This is a genomic window from Neobacillus camarae (assembly GCF_054950115.1).
The window spans coordinates 194,220-217,989 of the sequence record NZ_JBUCKX010000002.1; the positions used below are offsets into that span (position 1 = coordinate 194,220).

The window sequence follows — 23,770 nt, forward strand, 5'->3', positions numbered from 1 at the left end:
AAAGCTGTCTATCCGCCCCAATAGGCTTGTGTTATGCGCAAGTTGTCCTACTCTTTCCGTAAGTCAGCCTGCTTTAGCAAGCTAAAGTTGCCTATCCGCAACCTTTTCACCCTGTACCCAGACCTCCCGTATATTTTCTGGGCGAACGTTATACATAATTTTTTGGAAGATGTCGTATAAATTTTCATTAGAATCAAAGATGGGAAGCTTTGCAGTTGGCACTTTGGTGTCAATCACCTGAACATCCCATGCATAGTTTTCTTGGATACGTCCAATTGGCAGGCTAAGGCTTTCCCCGCCGCCTGCTGTCGCAAAATAGAAGGCCTCGTTAAGGGTAATGCGTGAATTTGCCGCGCCGCGTTCTTCAGCCGGAAGGGCAGTATGGACACCGTCCTCGAGCATTCTCGAAGCCACAACCGCTTGCTTAGCATTATCATAAAGGCTTGGCGTGGCACCGGCGGAAATGTCTGTTCCTAGTCCGATATCCACTCCCATTTCCTGAAACCGTGCAATCGGGATCACGCCATTGGCAAAGTAGGCATTTGACAAAGGACAATGGGCAATCGCCGTACCAGTTTCAGCGAATAATGCAGCATCATCATCCGAAAGGTGATTGCAGTGGGCCATGACCGATTTTTGGCCGAGCAAGCCAAAGTCATTTAATGCAAAAGCATCATGCTTCGAAAATCGTTCTTGGACATAATGGTGTTCCCAGTCGCTTTCACTGCAATGGGACTGAACATGTACATGGTACTTCGCGGCAAGGGCACCCAGCCCTATTAGGGCTTGATCAGTACAGCTGGGTATAAACCGCGGCGTCACAACCGGATATACCCCTTGTTTCGCCTGTTTCCCTAATTCTTTGACTGCCTGGATAAATTCTTCCGTATTCCGTAAGGCCGTTTCTGTATCATAATCCCGATAATAGGATGGATTTTGTGCAGGGTCATCCATGACGACTTTTCCTACTAACCCACGCTGCCCCTTTTGGGCGCAAATTTCGGCAAGCAATAAACTGGCTTCTTTATGAACCGTTGCAAAATACAGCACTGTCGTGGTTCCGTTTGCCAGTAAAGTACTCACCAAATCTTCATAGACCTCTTTTGCAAAGTCCAAGTTTGAAAATTTAGCTTCAAGTGGAAATGTGTAACTATGGAGCCAGTCATGGAGCGGAAGGTCAAGGGCTGTTCCATTTTGTGCCCATTGCGGGGCATGAACGTGCAAATCAACAAAACCCGGCAATAAATATTGGCCTTCAGCTAAGCGATGGAAATTTTCTTTGCCTTCATAGGATTCTAGCAAAAGTTGATACTCCGCACATTCCGGCGAAACCACTTTTTCAATCGTCCCGCTTGAATTCACACAGAATAAATGATCTTTTAATATGTCCACCTTTGAAGGGGACTGGCTGGTAAAAGCTGTTCCTTTAAAAATTAACGTATATTCCACCTAAATCAACACCATATCGTTCGTATTTTTAGTTCATTATAGGGCATAAAAGTGAGCTAGTCCATAAAAAACACGGAAAAATTTTATGTAGTGGAAATTCTTATTCTAAGCCCCTTTTGTGGGCTATTTGTCCTATTTACCGTGTTATGATTTGTAACAATATACTTGCAATTAGTAATGTTCATGCTATACTTACTTCATTCAAAAAATAAATATGATTTTTCATATAATCGCGGGGATAGGGCCTGCAAGTTTCTACCGGTTTACCGTAAATGAACCGACTATGAAAAGCAGAGAGAAAAGGATCCTTTTCTTTCGTATTTCGAAGGTAAGAGCTCGGGGTACATGCTTTTCGGTGTTGTGGAAAGCGTGTGCCCTGGGCTTTTTTTCATGGTGGCTTTGGTTATATGAATAAATACTAAAACGAACAGGGGTGTTTTTAATGGAAAGTACCGCTAGAAAGCTGGAAAAGGGGAAGGTTCACAAGAATGTTAGTGAAAAATCGCAAGATATCTCAATCTTGCAATCTGTCTTTTTAGGGCTTCAGCATGTTTTGGCTATGGATCTTTTTATTCCGCCAATTATTTTAGCCGGTTTATTATCGTTTTCAGTAGGCGATAGTGCTCTGTTAATTCAAATGACTTTTATTGCTTGCGGGGTTGCCACAATTATTCAAGCCGGGTTTGCGATGAGGCTTCCTGTTATGCAGGGGCCGTCCTTTGTTCCGTTAAGCGCGCTTGCGGCGATTGGGACCACATCCGGTGTGGGAGCGATGATTGGGAGCTTAATCCCAGGGGCCCTGCTATTGTCACTATTGGGCTATCCACTCCGTGTCTTCAGTAAAGCGGTCAGGAAGTTTATTCCGCCGATTGTAGCGGGTACCGTCATTGTTATTGTGGGGATTTCCCTTATGCCTAGTGCGATTAATTCCATTTATACTGCCCCAGGGAACTTTAATACAAATATCTTTGTAGCGTTTGTGACCGCCGCGGTCCTTGTGGTGTGTATGTATGTGGGGGAAAAAGCAAAAACAAAATTAAAATATATCAAAGTGGCAGCTGTTATTTTTGCCCTTGGTATCGGGTCAATCACTGCTTCGTTTTTTGGTTTAGTAGATTTCTCCTCGGTAGGGAAATCAGCGTGGTTTCAGATGCCGGCCATCTTTGGATTTGGAACACCAAAATTTGATTTAAACGCCATTTTGATCATGCTGGCCATCTATTTCATCGTAATGGTTGAAACAACTGGCACATGGTTTACAGTCAGCAAGGTAACGGATGAGAAGTTGGATGATAAACGATTAAATGGCGGGGCGCTTGGTGAAGGGATAGGCTGTTTTATTGGTTCTTTCTTTGGGGGAACACCTGTTACCGGTTATTCCTCCAACGCTGGTATCATCGCGATTACGGGTATAAAAAGCCGTAAACCGATTCTTGCCGGTGGTGTAATCTTAATCTTGCTGGGGATGATGCCGAAACTGATGAACGTTATTGCCAGTATCCCTTCTGTTGTGGTGAATGGCGTATTTGCGATTCTTTGTGTGGTCATTATGATGAACGGGTTTAAAGTCATTAAGGCAGTTCCATTCACTGAAAGAAATATGCTTGTGATTGGAGTATCGATTATGGTTGCCATGTTTGCGGTGATGATGCCAGCGAATATTTTAAACGGGCTGCCACATTTAGTTACCTATTTAATGTCTTCAGGTACGGCAATTGGAGCGATTACGGCATTAGTACTCAATTTAGTGCTTCCGCAAAAGCTTGAAGACAGCAGCTTACCGGGTGAAGCGGGCGTGAACTTAAACTAAAAGGAGTCGATTTATAATGCAACAGGACAGTTTATGGAATCAGTGGCATCCAGTCTGTATAGCAGCGGATTTGTCGGAAGATCCCAAACAGGTATTTGTCCTTGGCGAACGGGTGGTTATTTTTCGTAATGAAAAAGGGGTACATGCGTTTAAAGACCTATGTATCCATCGGGGCGCAGCGCTATCGCTGGGAAAGGTAAAGAACGGGAATTTAACTTGTGCCTACCATGCCTGGGAGTATGATTGTGAAGGGACATGTGCGAGAATCCCGGCGCTGCCAGCGGGCCGGGCCATTCCCAAAAAAGCGAGGGCTGTCGTGTATCATTGCCAGGAACAATATGGTCTAATCTGGGTCAACCTAGGTGAAAATCCAGAGCCGGTTATTTCATATCCTGAATATGATAAAGACGGGTATCACACAGTGATTTGCGGACCTTATGAAGTAAAAGCCAATGCACCAAGACTGATTGAAAATTTCCTTGATGTTTCTCATCTTATGTTTGTTCATGAAGGGATGTTAGGTGACGAAGACCATGCGGAAGTGGCCGATTATGAGGTTAAGTTTGTCGATAACCGGTATATTACTAGTTCAATCCCTGTGTACCAGCCGAATCCGGATGGACGGTCAAAGGGAGGGTATGCCAATTATGTGTATGAAATCTTGAATCCATTAACATCACGGTTTACCAAAACGACAGATGGATTGGATGAGGCATTCACCATTTTGGCTGTTGTCAACCAGGAAGATGAAGAACGTTCGACGGCCTTTATGCTGTTAACGAGAAATTATGACTTGGATAAGCCTGATGAACCGTTCATTGAATTTCAAGATATGATCTTTAATCAAGATTTAGCGATTGTGGAAAGCCAAAAACCAGAGCTTCTCCCATTAGACTTGCAAGCTGAACTGCACCTTAAATCGGATGCGCTGGCTATTGCCTACCGCAGATGGCTGGATGAGCTTGGGGTGGAGACCGGCACTGTCCCGATCAGTGAGGAAAAGCAAAAGAAAACGTTTGTAAATTCATAAAAAAAACACCATGAAAAAAGGGCAGAAAATCCTGCCCTTTTTTATGTCTTTAGATAACCGTCTCTTTTTGGGTCCGCAGCATTTTGTATAAAAATATACAGCAAAATGAACAGAGCAACGCCATTGCAGCAATAAATACATAACCTGCTTGAAGGCCGATAAGTTCGCTCCCAAGGGTTTTTCCAAAAAACTTATTCACAAAATCAATAATGAACCCGATGAGGAAATTCCCAAGCACACTGGCAATGCCCATAAGAGTGACTGTAAAGGTAATTGCTGTACCGACCCCTTTGGCATGACGTTTAGCAAGCAGCGCCATTACGGTAGGATAGATAGGGGCAATTCCGATTCCAGCAATGGCAAATAGAATGGCCCCGGTTTCTCCAATGACAATGGCAGCTAAACTGCAGATGCCGGAAAAGGCGGAAAACAGCATGATGGAAAGCGTGTAGCCCAGTTTGTCCGTAATGGGTCCTGCAAACAAACGGGACAAGGTAAAGAATAGGAAAAATAGGGAAAGCATGCCTGATGCTTTTTTTAAAGACCAATCATAGGCATGTTCCAAAAAATAGACCAGCCAGCTTCCTACAGCCAATTCAGAAACCACCCCAAACGAAAGCACAAGCACAATCAGCCAGGCAATCGGATCCCGAAACAGGCCGCGGAAGGATGTTGTTTCCGCTGTGCTTTGATGTTCTCCAGGGAACTTTCCCGCAAGAGAGGGGATAATCGGCAAAATGGATAAAGAAAGAATAGCCAAATACATCCCCCGCCATCCAAGCTCATGCCCAAATGTGTGCCAGCCCATCATGGCGGCCCCCACGATCGGTGCCCCAATAGAACTGAGGCCGTAAAAAAAGTGGGCCAAATTCATCATGGTTCCGGTGTTTTTAGTGAATATGCGGGCAGCCATGATTCCAAGGCCAATCTCGAGGATCCCGTTCCCTAAATAAAGCAAAAAGTAGGAAGCGGTTAAGGATAGATAACCTTGGGACAGATACATGAAGAAGCCAGCCAAGGCCATCGAGGCAAAGGCGAGAATCCCTGTATATTTAATGCCGATACGATCGGCAAGGATAGAAGTAAACGAGCATGCCACCAAATATCCTAGTGAATTAAGGGCAAGCAGGGCACCAAGCTGGGACTCATTCAGAGAGAATTCCGATTGCATGGCCGGCAGCGCGGGCCCCTTGATATTTTCCGATAAGCCAAAGATAAGAAAACCGCCAAAGACGACGATTAATAAGATGAAATGATTGATTTTCTGATTGTTTTTCAAAACATTCCTCCAGATGGTGACTTGTGGTGACGATGGTGTTCTTTTGTCATTTATTGTCTTGGAAACTTTTAAGCTATTATTTAATAAATGGAACATATTTCTATTTATTGTTAAGACCTATGCTGGTAAAATAGCCTGTGGTAAAACTAGTACATTTTTCTTATTTACCCAAAGTTTATAGTTTTAATTACCTATTGTTGGATATCTTTTTTCCATCAACTATTATAGCAAAATACACCATGGGGGAATCACAAAAATGAAATATTGTAAGGAATGCGGCAAAGAATTGAATTTGCATGCGAAATTTTGCAACGGATGCGGCACCCCGGTTGAAGTCACGAATGCCGACGTTGATTTGCCGGAAAATACATACCACACTCCTGTAACACAAAAGGAGTCAAGAAAGCCGCTGAGCAGAAAGGCAAAAATCGCCATGATTGCCTCAGGAACCGCATTGGTTGTTTTATTTGGTGGATATCAGGCGTTGTCGGCCTTTACCTCAAAAGACCGGTTAATTGATCAATTTCACACTGCGCTTATCGATAACGACGCTAAAAAGGCAGCCAGCCTATTGAGTTCTGACGACCCAAAAGCGAAAATAGACGAGAATTCCGTTAAAGGTCTGTTAAAATACTACAAAGAAAATCCTGATGAGATAAATGATCTTTTCCAAGACTTAAGCATGCAAGCCAAACTCTATGACCAAAATGATAACTCCCCAGGACAAGGGCTAACCGATTTGGCCAGTGATTTTCTCAACCAAGATATGATCGGCCTCGACAAAGATAGCAAACTTTTATTTTTTAATCGTTATAAATTAAATGTCAACACGGTCTATTTGAACGTAAGCACAAATTATAAAAATACAAAACTATATGTGGATGGAAAGAAAGTCGGCGAGGCCAAATCCCAAGACTATCAAACCACAGTAGGGCCTTTTCTTCCTGGCATTCATGAAGCCAAAGCGGATTTAAAATCCAAATTCGTTGACTTAAAGACCAAGAAAGAGATTAAACTGATTAACACTGGGAATAAGGCATCGGTCGATTTAACACTGGATGGCCAAGATGTCACGATTGATCTCGGACAAAGCGAAGGCGGGTCGGGCCGGGACTACAAGGGAAAATTGTACATAAACGGAAAAGACGTTGGTATTAACCCTTTTAAAAATTACACCTTTGGTCCAGTTTTAACGGATGGTTCGATGAAATTATCTGTATCGGCCGAAATGCCATGGGGTAAAGTGAAAACGGAAGAAGTGCCTATTAAGGGATCGGAAGTGTCCCTTAGTTTAGTAAGTGATGATTCTACAAGAAAAGACATTATGGACCAAATTGTGAAGTACAAGCAGGAAGAACTTCAAGCCTTAGTCAATGATGATGTAACGAAGTTTACTACGGTAACCGACGACTGGAAAGAGGACAGGGCGGAAAATATTGATGAATTCGTATCGTCAGGGAGCTTATACCAAGGCACATTTAAAGCCATGAAGTTCGATTTAAATAGTTTTACCACGGCATATGAAGAGGGTCTCTGGAAGGTAACAGTCAATGCGGAGGGAACGTTTAATGAGAGCACCTATGAAACGGGAGAAACGCCTGAATTGGAAGACACGACGGATGATTTTACATTCACGGTCGTATATGATGAAAAGACCAAAAAATGGCTAGTCAATCACGGAAAAGACACGTATTCATTTAATGATAAAAAAATAAAGGAGATTACCGTGGAGAATCCGGTTCAATATACATCAAGCGGAACGACGGAGGCAGCCGGGGGAACGGATGATGCTTCCATGCTTGAGGATTTTATTAAAGAGTATTTTGAAACGAGCGTAGATTCCTATAATAGCAATAGATTTACGCTGGCTGAACCTTATTTGGATCCCAATGGTCTGCAATATAAAAGTCAAAAAGACTACACCTCCTATATTTATAATAAAAACATTAAGGAGAAATTGTTGGGTGTAGAGGATATTTCCGTCACGCCAAATGGGGATAATACCTATAATGTTGCATCACAAGAAACTTTTGAAATCACTTATGACGATGGCTCTGTAACAAATAAAACATTTAAGAGCAATTATCTGGTTGTCATCAATAATGGAAAACCACAGATTAACAAGATGTTATCGGATGAGCAAGTCAATTAATCTAGCTTAAGTATATATAAAAAGGGCTGCCTAAACTTAAACGGCAGCCCTTTTTATATGAGGATGATTTAATTGCGGATCAGATAATCGAAAGCGCCTAAAGCTGCGGTCGCACCTGATCCCATAGAAATAATGATTTGCTTAAAGGGGCTATTTGTACAGTCACCTGCGGCAAATACACCAGGAATGCTGGTCGTGCCACGGTTATCGACAACAATTTCCCCCATTCGAGTGCGTTCAAGCGTGTCAGCTAACCATTCGGTATTTGGTACAAGGCCAATTTGAACAAATACACCTTGCAATTCAACATGATGTTCTTCTCCTGTTTCACGGTCAATGTAGGTAATCCCGTTAACTTTGTCAGTTCCGGTAATTTCCTTTGTTTGAGCATTCTTGACGACCGTTACATTAGGAAGGCTGTACAGGCGATCTTGCAGGACAGAATCGGCTTTCAACTCTGGGGCAAATTCAATCACAGTTACATGCTTGACTATGCCTGCGAGGTCAATGGCCGCTTCAATCCCGGAATTACCGCCGCCGATAACAGCTACGTCTTTACCAGTGAACAGTGGGCCATCACAGTGAGGACAGTAAGCCACGCCTTTGTTCTTGAACTCGGCTTCGCCAGGGACGCCAATATTGCGCCAGCGGGCACCGGTTGAAAGGATGACAGTTTTACTCTTTAGAACAGCGCCGTTTTCAAGTTCAACTTCAATCAAGTCTTTCTTTTCTAAACGGGCAGCACGCTGTGAATTCATGATATCCACTTCGTATTGTTTTACATGTTCTTCAAGGGTAGCTGCAAGCTTAGGACCTTCTGTATATTTTGTGCCAATAAAGTTCTCAATGCCGAGTGTGTCAAGGATCTGGCCGCCAAAGCGCTCAGCCACGATACCTGTGCGGATGCCTTTACGTGCCGCATAGATCGCTGCACTAGCACCGGCAGGTCCGCCGCCGACAACCAATACATCATATGGTTCTTTATCGGTGAACTCTGATGCATCTGGGGCATTTCCCAGCTTAGAAAGAATTTCATCGAGTGTCATCCGGCCGCTGCCAAAGTTTTCACCGTTTAAGAAAACAGTTGGCACTGCCATGATGCCTTTGTTTTCGACTTCTTCTTTGAATGCACCACCGTCAATCATGGTATGGGTAATACCAGGGTTGAGCACGCTCATGACATTCAGAGCTTGTACCACGTCAGGACAGTTGTGGCAGGTTAAGGATACATACGTTTCAAAGTGATATTCGCCTTTGATGGCTTTCACACGGTCGATTAAGCTTTGGTCAACTTTAGGAGCTCTGCCGCCTACTTGAAGCAGGGCTAAAACAAATGAGGTGAACTCATGTCCAAAAGGAAGACCGGCAAAAGCAATTCCCGTGTCTTCGCTAGGGCGATTGACACTAAAGCTTGGCGTTCTTTGAAGAGTAGCATTTTCTACTTTTATTTTGGAGGACATGGCAGCTAGCTCATCAGCTAGAGCTAGCATGTCCTTTGATAGTTCATCTGTGCCGGCACTGACTTTAAGCAATACCTCGTTTTCTAAAAGTTGGAGATATTGTTGTAATTGTGCCTTAATATCTGCTTCTAATATCATTTATAGCACTTCCTTAAATTTTACCTACTAGGTCAAGGCTTGGCTTAAGTGTTGCAGCTCCTTCTTTCCATTTAGCAGGGCAAACTTCGCCAGGATTGTTGCGCACATATTGTGCAGCTTTGATTTTATCAACTAATGTGCTAGCATCACGGCCAATGCCGTCTGCGTTGATTTCAACAGCTTGGATCACGCCGTCTGGATCGATGATGAATGTACCGCGGTCAGCAGCGCCTTCGCCTTCTCTTAACACTTCAAATTGAGTGGAAAGAACATGGGCAGGGTCACCAATCATGCCGTAAGTCACTTTGCCGATAGCCTCTGAAGTTTCATGCCATGCTTTATGAGTGAAATGAGAATCCCTTGATACGGAGAATACTTCAGCGCCAAGCTCTTGAAGGGCTGGGTATTGATCTTGAAGATCCTCAAGCTCAGTTGGGCAAACAAATGTAAAGTCTGCAGGGTAGAAGCAGACAACAGTCCAATGGCCTTTAAAATCTGCATCCGTTACCTCGATGAATTCACCGTTTTTGAATGCTTGTGCTAAAAATGGTTGTACTTCTTTGCCGATTAAAGACATTATGAAATTCCTCCTATAAGATGATATTTAATATAATAGATAGCTTGACCACTACCGTTAGTACTAGTATGGACCAGCTTATCTAAAATTATTATTAATTTATATTAGTTATTATAGATATCCTATATTGTTTTTGTCAAATAAAAAGATAGTTATTTTAAATAGATATAAACTATAAAAAACTAAGCGTTTTTTTGAAAACGCTTTAATATAAATGGTATACTCATATAATGATAAAACGAAGAGTACCGTGTGTTCTCGCTTGATAAGCGGGAAACGGGATATTTATGGTTTCATTGCGCAGTCCAATATGAATTTGTGTATAGTTACTGTTTAAATAGTGTAAATGAGAATTATCCATGTAAATGATAACAATCTCATTATCAACAACAAGGCCGCTGTGTTTTGTTTGCTGCCTCCCCTTATTTATAGAAGAAAACCTTTAAATTATTTCCATTATCTAGAGTGGCAAGCAAAACATTATGTACTTCAGTCTGATATTCGTATTGCAACGTGGAGATGACCCATTCCTTGGTTTTTGGAGACTGGTTTAACTCCTCCGTTATGATTTTCCCTTCCTTAATGACCGTCCGCGGCAAGCTGAAAGGTTCTGTTTCTATTTTACAGGCATTTGGGGTAATAGGTTCATACTTTGGGTCAAGGAACACAGAGATTTTTCCATTTGCCTCGAAAATCGCCAAAGCCACTTTTTTGATATCTTCCGCCTTTTGCTCCCGCAACTGTTCCAATAATAAGTCAAGGGATATCCTAGCCTTCTTTAATCCGTGATAAAGGATTTTTCCATCCTTGACAACCGTAATGGCTGGAGGGGTAATCAGTTTCCTGATACCAGGAAACTTTAAAACAAGATAGATGCCAATAAGGTATAAAACCACCAGCACACATGTTGTGATCATGGCCCCTTTAAAACTATGTTCTTCGTTTGATAACGGGTGGGCTATCACATCCCCAATCACCAAAGCAATGACAAAATCAAGCAGCCTCAATTGGGAAATGGCGCGCTGGCCTAAAATTCTTGCAATCACCATTAAAAAGACAAATCCAACTACGGCCCGTAGTACCCACTGGATGACAGTAAGCGATTCTTGGCTTTGAATGAAGTTCATTCAAGACACATCCTTTTACCGGGTTAAACTACCCATAGTTTAACCCGAAGGTTGTGAATTAACCTAAGGGTCCCTGCCTCACCCCAAGTGTTGGCGGAGCAGGAAGGCGAGCCATTTACAGTGCGGGTGGTTTTGGATGTTCTTTAGAAGTCCTGCTATGATGGCGGGAGGAAAGGCCGGTTCCCCTAGATGGTCTTTTAAAAGGATGAGTGATTCTTTTTCAATTGATTCTTCCAGTTCCTCCACTTTTTGCTCCAATAATATCAGCAGCTGGTCTTTGGTTATTTTATCCTCCATGGGTTGTCTGATCATGTGATTCATTTCTTTAGAGATGAACGGTATGGTTGTTTGCAGTGCCAACAGGTTTGTTTTTTCCACTAGTGAATTGGACAGCAAGGTAATATCAAACGGCAGATTATAGAATAGGAAAAATTGTGTGTAAGTATTCATAAATCCCTTGATGCAATACATTAAATCATATTTGATATCTTCAATTGCTTCTCCGTACAGCCGTTCCACCATCGATAAAATGACGCTTTCCATCAATCCGTCATAATAACGCATTTTTAAAAACAATTCTTTATTGAATGTATGGGATTGCTCTTTCATAAGTATTTTCGCAAAATCAGAGTGCTTTTGAAACGAATCGAAGGTGGTGTAATAAAAACGGAATAAAAGCATATCATTATCCGCGCCTCTGACTGAGCAGTCAATATCAGAAATGAATTCACTTAAGAAATAATCTATTAAAGCGAAAATCAATTCATCCTTTGATTTAAAGGATAAGTAGAAAGCCCCTTTGGAAATACTACAATAATCGGTTATTTGTTGGACGGATGTCGCTTCAAATCCCTGCTTGGCAAAGAGCTCCAACGCTTTCTCCATAATTAACTGTTTTTTCATCATCGTAAACATCTGCTCCTATAGTCCTTTAATTGACAAATGACTGACTGGTCATTATTATAGGTAATTGAGTGCAACAAGTCAATCAAGGGTAGGTGTAATAGTGAAAGGGTTAGTCAATTTTGTTTTGAAAAATAAACTGGCAGTCTGGCTGCTTACCATTATTATTACGGTATCGGGCATTTATTCGGGTACCCGCATGAACATGGAGACGATACCAAATATATCGATTCCATATTTAATGATAATGGATGTGTATCCGGGTGCCACCCCTGAAAAAGTAATGAATGACATTTCGATGCCGATTGAAAAGGCAGTCGAAGGACTTGAGGATGTGAAAGCTGTTTATTCCAATTCCTATTCCAACATGTCAAGCCTCCAGGTGGAATATGAGTATGGAATCGACATGGATGAGGCGAAGCGGGCATTGGAATCGGCGTTAGATGCTGTCAAATTGCCGGACGGTGCCCAAGAGCCGAAAATAACCGCCATCAGCATGAATATGATGCCGGTTGTTGCTCTTAGTGCCAGCAGCTCCAAAGAAGATATTGTCGAACTGACTTCGACAGTAGAAGATATTCTGCTTCCTAAAATTGAAAAAATTGATGGTGTAGCTTCTGCTGCGATTACCGGGCAGCATATTGAAGAAGTGGATCTTACTTATGATGAGGCCAAAATGGCCCAGTATGGACTGACGGAAGATAAAGTCAAACAGATGATTCAGGCAAGCAACATGGCTGTTTCCTTAGGATTGTATGAGTTTAAGGAGGGGGAACAGGCAGTATCGATTGACGGGAAGTTTATGACCATCGATGAATTGAAGAACATGATGATTCCGGTTACCCCATCCGCTGCGAATCCGTCACCATTTATTAAGTTAAGTGATATTGCAAAAATTGAAACGGTCGGCAAAGTACAGTCTGTTTCACGGACGAATGGCAAGGATGCGATTGCGATTCAGATTGTGAAAGAGCAGCAAGCCAATACCGTGGATGTGGTCAACAAAGTAAAAGATTTGATTAAAGACCAAGAGTCAAAAATCGCCGGGTTAACCATTAATGTAACGCTTGATCAGGGAAAGCCGATCCAAGACTCCATTTCTACCATGGTAGAAAAGGCAGTATTCGGCGGTCTGATTGCCGTGTTAATCATCCTGCTGTTCTTACGGGATGTGAAATCAACGATTATCTCAATTATCTCGATTCCGGTATCAGTGTTCATGGCCTTCCTGCTGCTGCACTGGCTGGATATTACCTTAAATATCATGACACTTGGAGCGGTTACCGTGGCCATTGGCCGGGTTATCGACGATTCCATCGTGGTAGTGGAAAATATTTATCGCCGCCTGCACCTGAAGGGAGAAAAACTGAACGGCAGGGCCTTAATTCGTGAAGCGACAATCGAAATGTTCAAGCCTATCTTGGCATCGACATTAGTAACAGTTGCCGTATTTGCCCCACTTATTTTCGTTGGCGGGATGGTCGGCGAGCTGTTCGCCCCATTTGCTTTAACGATGACGTTTGCGCTGGGCGCTTCGCTGCTTGTGGCAATTACCGTTGTTCCTGCATTGGCACACGGTTTATTTAAGAAAAAATTATATGGCGTCAAAACAGAATCCAGCCATAAGGAAGCCGGTAAACTGGCGAAATGGTATAAAGGAGTGCTGGAAAAGGCGCTTAACCATAAAGTGATCACTTCTGTTCTGGCCATTGTTTTATTGGCAGGCAGTTTAGCCTTAACGCCGGTAATTGGTTTCAGCTTCATGGGCAGTGAGGAAGAAAAGGTCATGTACTTGACCTATACCCCTGGAACCGGTGATCTGAAAGAAGATACGTTAAAGAATGTTCAAGCTGTGGAAGAGAAGATGTTAAAAAGGGAAGATATTGATATTGTCCAAATGTCCGTCACAGAAAGCGGCGATCCGACAGCAGCGATGATGGGCGGGGGCGGAGATGGCGCGTTAATGTACCTCATCTTTGATCCTGACATGAAGAACTTCCCTGAAGTCCGCAAAGAAATCGAGGACTATGTGACCAGTCTCGGCCAGTCCGGCAAGTGGAAGAGCCAAAACTTCTCTTCTATGTCGATGAATCAAAATGAAGTCAGCTACACCTTCTATAGTGAAGACCTGGATAAACTGACTTCATCGGTTAAAAAGGCTGAAGATATTCTGAAGAAGAATGATGGTTTGGAAAAGGTGACCTCGAGTCTTGAGGATCCTTATGTGGAGTATACGTTTAGAACGGACCAAAATGAATTGATGAAATATGGTTTGACAACGGGTCAAATCGTCATGATGTTAAGTCCGGACAACACAAAAGATGTGCTGACCACCGTTGAAAAAGACGGAGAATCGCTGGATGTGATTGTTCAGCAAAAACAATCAGCGCAGCCGAAATCCATTGATGACATTTTGGATACGCCGGTACCGACAGCCCTTGGCAATACGATGCCGTTGTCGGAGCTGGTGACCGTTAAGAAAGGAACCACCTTAAATACACTGGCACGCAGCAAAGGTGAGTACTATGCAAGTGTTTCCGGTACCGTCAAAGGTGACGATATTTCGAAAGTCACTTCTGAAGTAGGTAAGAAGATTGATAACTTAGATTTGCCAAAAGGTGTGACTGCGGGAGTTGCTGGTGTCCAGGCGGATATGACAGAAACATTTACACAGCTTGGCATGGCCATGCTTGCCGCAATTGCGATTGTCTACTTTATTCTAGTAGTGACTTTTGGTGAAGGGCTTGCGCCGTTTGCCATCCTGTTCTCGTTGCCGTTTGCGGTCATCGGTTCGTTTGTCGGATTGCTAATCGCCGGTGAAACCATATCTGTATCGGTCATGATGGGTCTGTTAATGTTGATTGGTATCGTCGTTACCAACGCCATAGTGCTGGTGGACCGGATTATCCATATGGAACGTGATGGCTTGAGCATGCGTGAGGCGATTCTGGAAGCCGGGGCAACCCGTCTGCGGCCAATCCTGATGACTGCCATCGCCACCATCGGAGCGTTGATTCCATTAGCTTTGGGATCCGGAGGCAGCGGCTTAATCTCCAAAGGACTCGGCATCACTGTTATCGGCGGTTTGACCAGTTCTACCCTGCTGACCCTGATTATTGTTCCAATCGTTTACGAGGTGCTGTCTAAACTATTTAAAAAGAACCGCAAAGAAATCCAAGAAAACTAATGCACTGTTAAGTGCGTGGACAATTTTGGTTTTACCTATAAGATAGTATGCTAAGAGGTTGAGTGGATAACTCGGCCTCTTTTTTTTGAGGTATTTATTGATTTACCAGTTTATCAATATAAAGAGGGAAACCGGTCACTGAGCAGGTAGGTGCTTAGTGACTGAAGGAGGACGAAAATAGGTATCACGGTCATTTTGGCGAGGTCTTAGTGACCGAAAACCAACCAAATAACGGGAAGCGGTCACTAGGAGGAGTACTTAATGCCCGAAAATGAACCTAAAGGGAGCCAATGGTCACTAAGAGAGGTGTCAATAATTCTTGTCAGGTAACTTCATGTATAGACCTGGCAGAGCTCACTATGGATGGGTTACCATTGGAGGTGGTCTAGGTAATGAAACGATTGTTGCGGACCGGTAAAATGCTTCCGAAAAACCGGAAAATTCCGCAATTCCGGAAATGAAAAACGGAATGATATTCCTGAAAACTGGAAAAGGATACAGCTTTTCCAGAAGGAAAACCCTATAAAGATAAGGTAAACCTCAGTAAGTTCAGCCCTAAACCTTTTGGCATGAAACTTGCAAACTATAAAAACAAAGGCAATTTTATTCTTTGTAAACGCTTACTAACGGATTTGCCTTTTTAATAAATGCGAGGGGGATGTGTATGGATTTATTCGTTATCTTATTAGCGCTGGGATTGTTAATGTTTGTGGCTTACCGAGGCTACTCCGTCATTTTATTTGCGCCAATTTGTGCGCTCCTGGCTGTCTTGTTGGTAGCCCCAAGCCATGTACTGCCGTTCTTCTCCGGCGTATTCATGGAAAAAATGGTTGGATTCATTAAATCTTATTTTGCCGTTTTCTTATTAGGTGCCATTTTTGGAAAGGTTGTTGAAATGTCAGGCATCGCTGAATCCATCGCCAAAACCATCGTTCAATGGCTGGGCGCAAAGCGGGCCATGTTGACCATTGTGTTACTGGGTGCCATCCTAACTTACAGCGGCGTCAGCTTATTCGTGGCAGTATTTGCGATTTATCCATTTGCTGCGCAAATGTTTAGGCAAGCCAATATCCCGAAACGGTTAATCCCGGGTACCATCGCTCTTGGTGCATTTACCTTCACAATGGACGCATTGCCAGGTACGCCGCAAATTCAAAATGTAATCCCAATTTCATTTTTTAAAACGGATATCTATGCCGCTCCGACACTTGGAATCATTGGCGCGATTCTCGTTTTCGGTACAGGCTTGTTCTATCTCGAATCCAGAAGGAAAAAGGCTGAAAAGGCTGGAGAGGGCTATTATGGGTTTGGGGATGAGGCAGCATCTGCTTTGGAGAAAGAAAAGCTGGCTGACAACGAGCCATCTGTTCCGGACCTAACAGCACAGCAATCGTTAGCAAGACAGATTCTTGCCTTTGTTCCGCTGATTCTCGTGGGGATTTCCAATAAATTCTTTGTGACCTATATCCCGAAATGGTATCCCGAGGGCTTTGATTTTAAGGCAATTGGCTTGCAGGCGTATACTGTCGATGTCGCCGCGTCCGCTTCAATTTGGGCGATCATTATGGCGTTAATTGTCGGGATTGTTACCTCCATTGCTTATGATTGGAAGCGGGTTAGCGCAGGTTTTAAAGAAGGAGTCAATACCGCAATCGGCGGTTCGCTGCTGGCTACCATGAATACAGGCGCGGAATACGGTTTTGGCGGGATCATCGCTGCGCTCCCTGGCTTTGCTAAAATCAGCGACGGTATCTCGGGCACGTTCACCAATCCGCTGGTAAACGGCGCGGTTACGACCAGCACGCTTGCCGGGATGACGGGATCGGCTTCCGGAGGTATGGGAATCGCCTTAGGCGCCATGGCTGAAAAGTACAACCAGGCCATTGCGGCCGCAAACATCCCTCCAGAAGTCATGCACCGCGTAGTGGCAATGGCCTCTGGCGGAATGGATACCCTGCCCCATAACGGAGCGGTCATCACATTGCTCGCCGTAACAGGACTAACGCATAAACAGTCTTATAAAGACATTTTTGCCATAACGATTATTAAAACATTAGCTGTATTTGTGATTATTGCTATTTATACATTATTTGGAATCTCTTGATAGAATGACAGATTACGAGAAAGCAAGGTTGATATTTTAGGAGGATAATAGCATGAATAAAGCATTGGCAGGAAAAACAGCCTTTATTACAGGCTCAGCCAGCGGGATTGGCTTGGAAATGGCCAAAACCTTTGCCTTGGAAGGCGCCAGCGTGGTGATTTCCGACCTGAATGCGGAAAAAAGTGAGCAGATTGCTTTAGAGCTAAGAGAGCAGGGTATTGCAGCATTTGCCGCTCCTTGTGATGTCACGGATGAGGAAGCTTATAAAAATAGCCTGGAATCGGCCCGCAGCCACTTTGGAAAACTGGACATCCTGGTTAATAATGCCGGCCTGCAATATGTAGCTCCGTTAGAAGAATTCCCGACGGAAAAATTTGAGCTATTACTAAAAGTGATGTTAACCGCACCCTTTATCGGCATTAAGCATGTATTCCCGTTCATGAAGGAGCAGGGCTTTGGCAGGGTGATCAACATGGCGTCCATAAACGGTCTTGTCGGCTTTGCGGGAAAGGCCGCATACAACAGTGCCAAGCATGGAGTCATTGGTCTGACCAAGGTCGCCGCACTCGAAGGCGCCCAGCACGGGATTACCGTAAATGCTTTATGCCCAGGCTATGTGGATACCCCGTTAGTCAGAGGCCAGCTGGCTGACTTGGCAAAAACAAGGAACGTCAGTCTTGACCAGGTAGTGGAAGAAGTCTTATTGCCGCTTGTTCCGCAAAAAAGATTGCTATCTGTTTCAGAAATTGCCGATTATGCGGTATTTCTCGCAAGTGATAAAGGCCGGGGCATAACAGGGCAGGCGGTTGTAATGGATGGCGGATATACCGCACAGTAAGGCCAACATTTTTTGCAGCTGTAATAATGAGAATCCTATTTTATAATGGGATTCTCTTTTGTTTGAATACACATAATTTTCCAAAATGTTTTGCTATAATGGACTTATCAATCAAGGGGTGATGGGATGAACCGGGCATTTGAACAAGTTCCCAAAAGCTGGCACGAGCAAATTATGAATCTATTAGCAGAACGATTGGTCATTGTGGATCACAATGGGATCATTTTATACATAAATGAGGGATATTGTGAATTTATCGGGACCACAGTTAAAGAAGCGGTGAACCGTCCGGTACAGGATGTGATTGAGAACTCCCGCATGCACATTGTGGCCCAGTCAGGACAAAAGGAATTGGCAGCAGTCCAAAAAATCAACGGCAGCGAAATGATTGCCAACCGGTTTCCGATATTTGAGAATGGAGAACTTGTTGGTGCAGTAGGTAGTGTGATGTTCCGCAACCCTGAGGAGTGGCTGATGTACAAGACCAAAATCCAGAATCTAGTGGAGGAACTTAACTATTACCAGGCGAAGGTCCAAAGGGATTTACGCAGTAAATATTCCTTCAATGATTTAATCGGAAGCAGCCCCGCCTTCCTGGCGGTCAAGAAACTGGCTGAACGGGTATCCGGTAGCAATTCATCGGTGCTGCTAAACGGTGAATCCGGGACGGGGAAGGAGTTATTTGCCCATGCCATTCACAATAGCAGTGTGAGGGCTTCCTCACCGTTTGTGGCGATTAACTGTTCATCCATCCCAGAACATTTGCTGGAATCTGAGTTGTTCGGCTATGAGGAAGGAGCATTTACCGGAGCGAAAAAGGGCGGCAAGATGGGCCAGTTTGAAATCGCCAATGGTGGAACTTTGTTCTTGGATGAAATTGGTGACATGCCTCTATCCATGCAAAGCAAGCTGTTAAGGGTTCTGCAGGAAATGGAGCTCCATCGTGTTGGCGGTCATAAGCCAATACCGGTTGATGTACGAATTATTGCGGCTACCCATCGGGACTTGGAAAAACTGGTGGAAGAAGGGGATTTCCGTCAGGATTTATATTATCGCCTGAATGTCATTAAAATGGATATCCCCCCGCTAAAGGAACGGAAGGAAGATATTCCGTACATAGCGAAGGCATTATTGGAGAAACTCGAGCCTAAATTTTATCGAAAGGGTCTGGAGATTTCTGATGCGGTCATGCAGCGGCTAATCCAGCACTCATGGCCGGGGAACATTCGGGAATTGGAAAATGTCTTGGAACGATCCATCAATGTACTGGATGGAAAAACGGTTCAACTGATCCATCTCCCCTTATATCTTAGAGATCATGAATCGAAAGAGAAAGAAGAAAATGATGGACCATCCTGCGCGAACTCGCTGTTCAGTCCGAATCCATCCTCTATCCCTTTGGCTGTCCAGCCGTTAAAAGAAACACTGGCTCAGGTAGAAAGGCAGGCAATTATAAAGGCGCTTGCCCAGGCCAATGGCAATAAAATTGAAGCGGCAAAACTGCTGAAGGTCAGCAAAACCAGTTTTTATGACAAATGCAACTTATATGGCATTCAATAAGCCCAAATCGGATAATGATCATGTGTAAAAACACCTAAATAATATAGTTTAGGTGTTTTTACATGGAACTTTAGATGATAAGTTTAAAAATACAAAATTATTACAGGTTTGCGATAAAATATGACAAAATATTCCTCTGGAAAATGTTATTTTTTAATTAAAAACAACATAATTGGGGAGATCAATATGAAGAGATTATCGGCCATCATCATTTTGTTGCTCAGTTTCTTTATTTATGCCGGACAGTCCGAGGCAAATGGCGGTTCCCAAATGATTATTATTAATAAAAAAACCAACACTCTAGCATTCTATGATAACGGGACCTTGGTAAAATCATTCAGAGTGGCAACGGGCAAGTCAAGGTCACTAACGCCTGAAGGAAAATTCAGGATTGTCACCATGATTAAAAATCGGCCTTATTATAAACATAACATTCCCGGCGGCGACCCCCGCAACCCGTTAGGGGACCGCTGGATGGGGTTGGAGGTGGGAGGCACTTACGGCACCACCTATGCGATACACGGCAATAGTAATGAAAGTTCGATTGGCAAATATGTGAGCGCGGGTTGCGTGAGAATGCACAACGCAGAAGTTCGCTGGCTGTTTGACCAAGTGCAAATGAATACGCCGGTCGTCATTACCTACTCGGCAAGCGGCTTTGATGAACTTGCTATGGCAAATGGCTATGGGGTGGCCGTTCCTGCGAGTGCCAGTGTAGCCGGGGTAACCGCACCGGCAGACGGTTGGATGCAGTCAGGCGGGAAAAAGTTTTATTATAAAAACGGAACGGCAAGTACCGGCTGGCAAACGATTGATAACAAAAAGTATTTCTTTGATAATCTCGGAGCGATGAAGACAGGCTGGGTAACCAGCAATGGCAAAAAGTATTACCTGGATAGTGATGGCGTGATGAAGACGGGCTGGGTAGAAGTCAAAGGAAAGCGCTATTATCTGGATCCGGAGGGTGTTATCAAAACTGGTTGGCTTGATGACAGCGGATTAAAGTTTTTCTTGGGTCAGGACGGGGCAGCGACAACGGGGTGGCTCGAAGATAATGGCCAAAAATATTATTTTGACGAGACAGGGACCATGAAAACCGGCTGGGTCGAAGATAACGGATTGAAATACTATCTGGGCGCAAACGGAGTGATGAAGACAGGCTGGCTAACGGATGCCGGCAATAAGTACTATCTGGATCCCAATGGGACCATGAAAACAGGCTGGTTGGAGGAAAATGGCCGTAAGTACTACTTTGATTCAAATGGAGCGGTAAAGACGGGCTGGTTGGAACAGGACGAACAATGGCACTATTTTGACAAGGCGGGAGTCATGAAAACTGGTTGGGTGAATGACTCGGGGAAATGGTATTATATCCAATCAACAGGGGCACTTAAAACGGCGTTTTCTCCTATAGAATCAGGAGAAGCCGGCAGTCCGCTTCAGGAAGGATTAAGAACCGGCTGGGTCGATATATCCGGAAGCACTTATTATTTGGGTGAAAATAGCGCTACCGTTCCTGGGTGGGTGAATTATCAAAATAAATGGTACTATCTCTACGTCGGTGTGGATATGGCGACCAAATCTATGGATGATGTAAAGGTTGCGGGTCTCTAAAGTCTCCTATTAAAGTTATATGTCATTAGAACAAAGGCACCTTCAAAGGGTGCCTTTGTTTTTTAAAAAAAGTTTTTAATGGCAGGGATAACCGTAAAACGGATTGTTCTATATATTGAACAAACGGTTGTGACGAGACTGTTTTTTTGAATGTAAACAAAGCTGTATACATTGTATACGTATTTGTTTACATGTATACAATTTGTGTACGTGTTGTTTACAATCGTGTTTACTTGTAAACAAAGTTGTATACATAGCGTTATAACAACATGTATACAACTTTGTGTTGGATGTTTACAAAAGTGTTTACAGTTTCGCTGATGTTTACACATTGTTTACAATTTTACACCTGTGTTTCTTTTTTTCAGTAATTATTGAACAATCTAGTAATCTCCTTTAACATTAATAATAGAAATAAACCTTTTTACATAAATCTATTAATCGGGAAAGGAATGAGAGTTTTGACTAAATCTAGAATTGCCGCTGTTGATGTGGGGAATGACTCCATTAAAGCAATTTTCGGTGAATTGGAATATGAATTAAATATCCCAAACATTATTGCGAGGGATACGGAGGACAGGCCTGTTATCGGGATTGAGGAGCTCGATTCGAAAAATCCACTGGACGGGATTCATATTAAAGTCCACTCCCCTGCTTTAAAAGACAATAATGCCATTTATCGAGTTGGCCAGTTGGCAACGAAAAACAATAATGCGACGGAACTAGACCCAGGTTCAAGTAAGTCGGAAGAAGACCAAACCCTGGTCATGCTGTTTGCTACCCTTGCCCTTGATGCTGTGAAGGATGAAAACGGGCAAATTTTCCCGCGCAACAAGAATGTCATTGACGCGAACTATACATTGGGAACAGGCCTCCCGCTTCGTGAAGTAAAGGAAGGCAAAGATGCCGGATACCGTTCTAAATTGGTTTCATCGGTACATCAAGTGGAATTTTTGGTTACCCCAAAATATCAAGGATTGAAAGTAAATATTAAATTTAATGAAGTGAAAGTATATCCAGAAGGCTTTGCCGCCTATATTAATTTGGTCATGGACAATAATTTGAAAATTATCAACAAAGACTTAATTGATAAGCGAATCCTTATCCAAGACATCGGTGGTTTGTCGACAGATATTGCCGTCATTAAAAACCGGAATGTTGACGATGATAAAGCGCAAGGTTTCAACCTTGGGGTATCGGAATCATTAGAAGCCATCCGCGAGGAAATCCGCAAGAAGCATGGGGTTGAACTTGACAGCCGCCGCGATGTGGTAGAAATCATTACCAGGAAAAATGATCGCAACCATATCATGGTCAAAGGCAGCCGCACCAGTGTCCACGACATTACGGACCGCATCTTATTGGAACTGGCCAAAAAGCAATATCGCCTGCTGCGCAATGTTTGGCAAAGGAACTCCCAGTCGGAAATTTGCTATTTTGTCGGCGGCGGTGCCCATGTCCTGAAAGATTATATTAAAACCTTGAATAATAATTTGGATGGGTACAATATTGAGTTTTTTGAGGATGATAAAGAAAGTATCTGGATGATGGCAAATGCCTACTATAAGCTAATCATGGATTATGTCCGTAAACAAGAGAAGCCAAAAGCCGACAAGCAGCCAGTGAAAAATTAATTAAGGTGATCCCATGAAAAAGTCTGCCGCAAGTGAAATCACGAGGGGGCAAGCTATCTCCTTTCGGCTCCCCTCCGATACACCCGATCACCTGTTAAAACAGTTGCAAAAAATAAAAGAAACAGAACGAAGGAATTTTTCCAGCACCATTGCGGAATATGTTCTGCAGGGAGTCGGCCAATCCTTTTCACGTGAAAAGGAAACCATCACGATTCCGCTGCCGAGGAAATTGACCAAAGCACAGCGGGATTGGCTGAAGCATGAGCACTCGGAAGCTCTGTTGGGAAGCATTTTATACCAACTAATTGCCGACCCTGTCCGTTCCACCTCTTTACTGGCCTCATTAACCAGCAACGCGGTAGATATTGATGAGGCTTTATATCTGCAGGAGAATTTTTCTAATGGGCAAACTCACATCGATGAGACGCCGGTTGAAGAAGTTGAGGTTAGCCAAGAGCAACCCCCCTCCCCTCCCGATCAGGATATTATCGACGATGATGACCTAAGTATGTTTGATTGGGAAACTGCCGTCAAAGAGACCTCAGCTGCCGAGGAACAGGATGAGGAAGAATTGGATGCGGATGACCTGCTTGGCGGATTTCTAGCTAACATGAATAAATAAGAAAAGCGGAAGCGCCCTGGTCAGCGCCGTATGGCCTGGAGCTGGACAATTCTCAAAGCCTAAAATTATATACTTTTTCTATTTAATGAAAAGCCCCGCTCCATTCGGTGCGGGGCTTTCTGATGTGTTTTTTTAGACCTTCGACCGCCAGATTAGTGCTGTTTATTCGGCAGCTTTTTGCTGGGCGTGTTGCTCCCTTGATTCTGGCGGTTCTTTTGGTCCTTTGCTTGTTTGTCGTGGATTTTTTCCACAAACTCATGTGTGCTTTCTTGATCCATCCGGCTAA

The 23,770-nt window shown here is 43.5% G+C and carries 17 protein-coding genes and 1 riboswitch; of the genes, 10 read left to right on the forward strand and 7 right to left on the reverse strand.

The window, feature by feature from the left end; all coding sequences use genetic code 11:
• Positions 1-81 precede the first annotated feature (81 nt).
• Positions 82-1,449 carry a guanine deaminase gene (guaD, locus tag ACY8D0_RS08700; RefSeq protein WP_462410121.1) on the reverse strand — a complete coding sequence of 456 codons (1,368 nt, stop codon included), beginning with the start codon at positions 1,447-1,449 and terminating at the stop codon, positions 82-84.
• Between the two features lie 202 nt (positions 1,450-1,651).
• Positions 1,652-1,753: riboswitch (purine riboswitch) on the forward strand.
• 138 nt (positions 1,754-1,891) lie between these two features.
• Here guaD and ACY8D0_RS08705 point away from each other — a divergent pair.
• Both ACY8D0_RS08705 and ACY8D0_RS08710 read left to right on the forward strand, forming a co-directional pair.
• The gene (locus ACY8D0_RS08705) at positions 1,892-3,259 is read left to right on the forward strand and encodes a nucleobase:cation symporter-2 family protein (RefSeq protein WP_462410122.1); all 1,368 of its coding nucleotides are present in this window, start codon (positions 1,892-1,894) and stop codon (positions 3,257-3,259) included.
• Between the two features lie 16 nt (positions 3,260-3,275).
• Positions 3,276-4,289 carry an aromatic ring-hydroxylating dioxygenase subunit alpha gene (locus ACY8D0_RS08710; protein WP_462410123.1) on the forward strand — a complete coding sequence of 338 codons (1,014 nt, stop codon included), beginning with the start codon at positions 3,276-3,278 and terminating at the stop codon, positions 4,287-4,289.
• Positions 4,290-4,338: 49 nt separating this feature from the next.
• Here ACY8D0_RS08710 and ACY8D0_RS08715 read toward each other — a convergent pair whose 3' ends face one another.
• The gene (locus tag ACY8D0_RS08715; protein ID WP_462410124.1) at positions 4,339-5,568 is read right to left on the reverse strand and encodes an MFS transporter; all 1,230 of its coding nucleotides are present in this window, start codon (positions 5,566-5,568) and stop codon (positions 4,339-4,341) included.
• 256 nt (positions 5,569-5,824) lie between these two features.
• Between ACY8D0_RS08715 and ACY8D0_RS08720 the strand changes: the two genes are divergently transcribed.
• Positions 5,825-7,720 carry a zinc ribbon domain-containing protein gene (locus ACY8D0_RS08720; RefSeq protein WP_462410125.1) on the forward strand — a complete coding sequence of 632 codons (1,896 nt, stop codon included), beginning with the start codon at positions 5,825-5,827 and terminating at the stop codon, positions 7,718-7,720.
• Between the two features lie 68 nt (positions 7,721-7,788).
• On the opposite strand, the gene ahpF is transcribed toward ACY8D0_RS08720, so the two are convergent.
• The 4 genes from ahpF to ACY8D0_RS08740 all read right to left on the reverse strand — a co-directional run bounded on the left by ahpF (position 7,789) and on the right by ACY8D0_RS08740 (position 11,928).
• Entirely contained in the window at positions 7,789-9,318 is a 1,530-nt protein-coding gene (gene ahpF / locus ACY8D0_RS08725; RefSeq protein ID WP_462410126.1) for an alkyl hydroperoxide reductase subunit F, read from the reverse strand.
• 13 nt (positions 9,319-9,331) lie between these two features.
• Entirely contained in the window at positions 9,332-9,895 is a 564-nt protein-coding gene (ahpC, locus tag ACY8D0_RS08730) for an alkyl hydroperoxide reductase subunit C (RefSeq protein WP_462410127.1), read from the reverse strand.
• Positions 9,896-10,317: 422 nt separating this feature from the next.
• A complete protein-coding gene (locus ACY8D0_RS08735; protein ID WP_462410128.1) occupies positions 10,318-11,022 on the reverse strand; it encodes a DUF421 domain-containing protein in 705 nt (234 codons plus the stop codon).
• A 78-nt stretch (positions 11,023-11,100) separates the two neighbouring features.
• Positions 11,101-11,928 (reverse strand): TetR/AcrR family transcriptional regulator, encoded by an 828-nt coding sequence (locus ACY8D0_RS08740; RefSeq protein WP_462410129.1) that lies wholly within the window; start codon positions 11,926-11,928, stop codon positions 11,101-11,103.
• 100 nt (positions 11,929-12,028) lie between these two features.
• Between ACY8D0_RS08740 and ACY8D0_RS08745 the strand changes: the two genes are divergently transcribed.
• From ACY8D0_RS08745 to ACY8D0_RS08775, 7 genes are all read left to right on the forward strand, one after another.
• Positions 12,029-15,112, forward strand: a complete 3,084-nt coding sequence (locus ACY8D0_RS08745; RefSeq protein WP_462410130.1) for an efflux RND transporter permease subunit — start codon at positions 12,029-12,031, stop codon at positions 15,110-15,112.
• Positions 15,113-15,776: 664 nt separating this feature from the next.
• The gene (locus tag ACY8D0_RS08750) at positions 15,777-17,216 is read left to right on the forward strand and encodes a GntP family permease (RefSeq protein WP_462410131.1); all 1,440 of its coding nucleotides are present in this window, start codon (positions 15,777-15,779) and stop codon (positions 17,214-17,216) included.
• Between the two features lie 52 nt (positions 17,217-17,268).
• The gene (locus ACY8D0_RS08755) at positions 17,269-18,054 is read left to right on the forward strand and encodes a 3-hydroxybutyrate dehydrogenase (RefSeq protein ID WP_462410132.1); all 786 of its coding nucleotides are present in this window, start codon (positions 17,269-17,271) and stop codon (positions 18,052-18,054) included.
• Between the two features lie 126 nt (positions 18,055-18,180).
• Complete coding sequence (locus ACY8D0_RS08760; RefSeq protein ID WP_462410133.1) at positions 18,181-19,614, forward strand: sigma-54 interaction domain-containing protein; 1,434 nt, start codon at positions 18,181-18,183, stop codon at positions 19,612-19,614.
• Between the two features lie 186 nt (positions 19,615-19,800).
• Entirely contained in the window at positions 19,801-21,228 is a 1,428-nt protein-coding gene (locus ACY8D0_RS08765; RefSeq protein WP_462410134.1) for a L,D-transpeptidase, read from the forward strand.
• A gap of 461 nt (positions 21,229-21,689) precedes the next feature.
• Positions 21,690-22,862: an Alp7A family actin-like protein gene (locus tag ACY8D0_RS08770; protein WP_462410135.1), complete on the forward strand. Its 1,173-nt coding sequence runs from the start codon at positions 21,690-21,692 to the stop codon at positions 22,860-22,862.
• 13 nt (positions 22,863-22,875) lie between these two features.
• Positions 22,876-23,484 (forward strand): hypothetical protein, encoded by a 609-nt coding sequence (locus ACY8D0_RS08775; RefSeq protein WP_462410136.1) that lies wholly within the window; start codon positions 22,876-22,878, stop codon positions 23,482-23,484.
• A gap of 152 nt (positions 23,485-23,636) precedes the next feature.
• On the opposite strand, the gene ACY8D0_RS08780 is transcribed toward ACY8D0_RS08775, so the two are convergent.
• Positions 23,637-23,762 carry a DUF4023 domain-containing protein gene (locus ACY8D0_RS08780; RefSeq protein WP_462410137.1) on the reverse strand — a complete coding sequence of 42 codons (126 nt, stop codon included), beginning with the start codon at positions 23,760-23,762 and terminating at the stop codon, positions 23,637-23,639.
• Between the last annotated feature and the right edge of the window lie 8 nt (positions 23,763-23,770).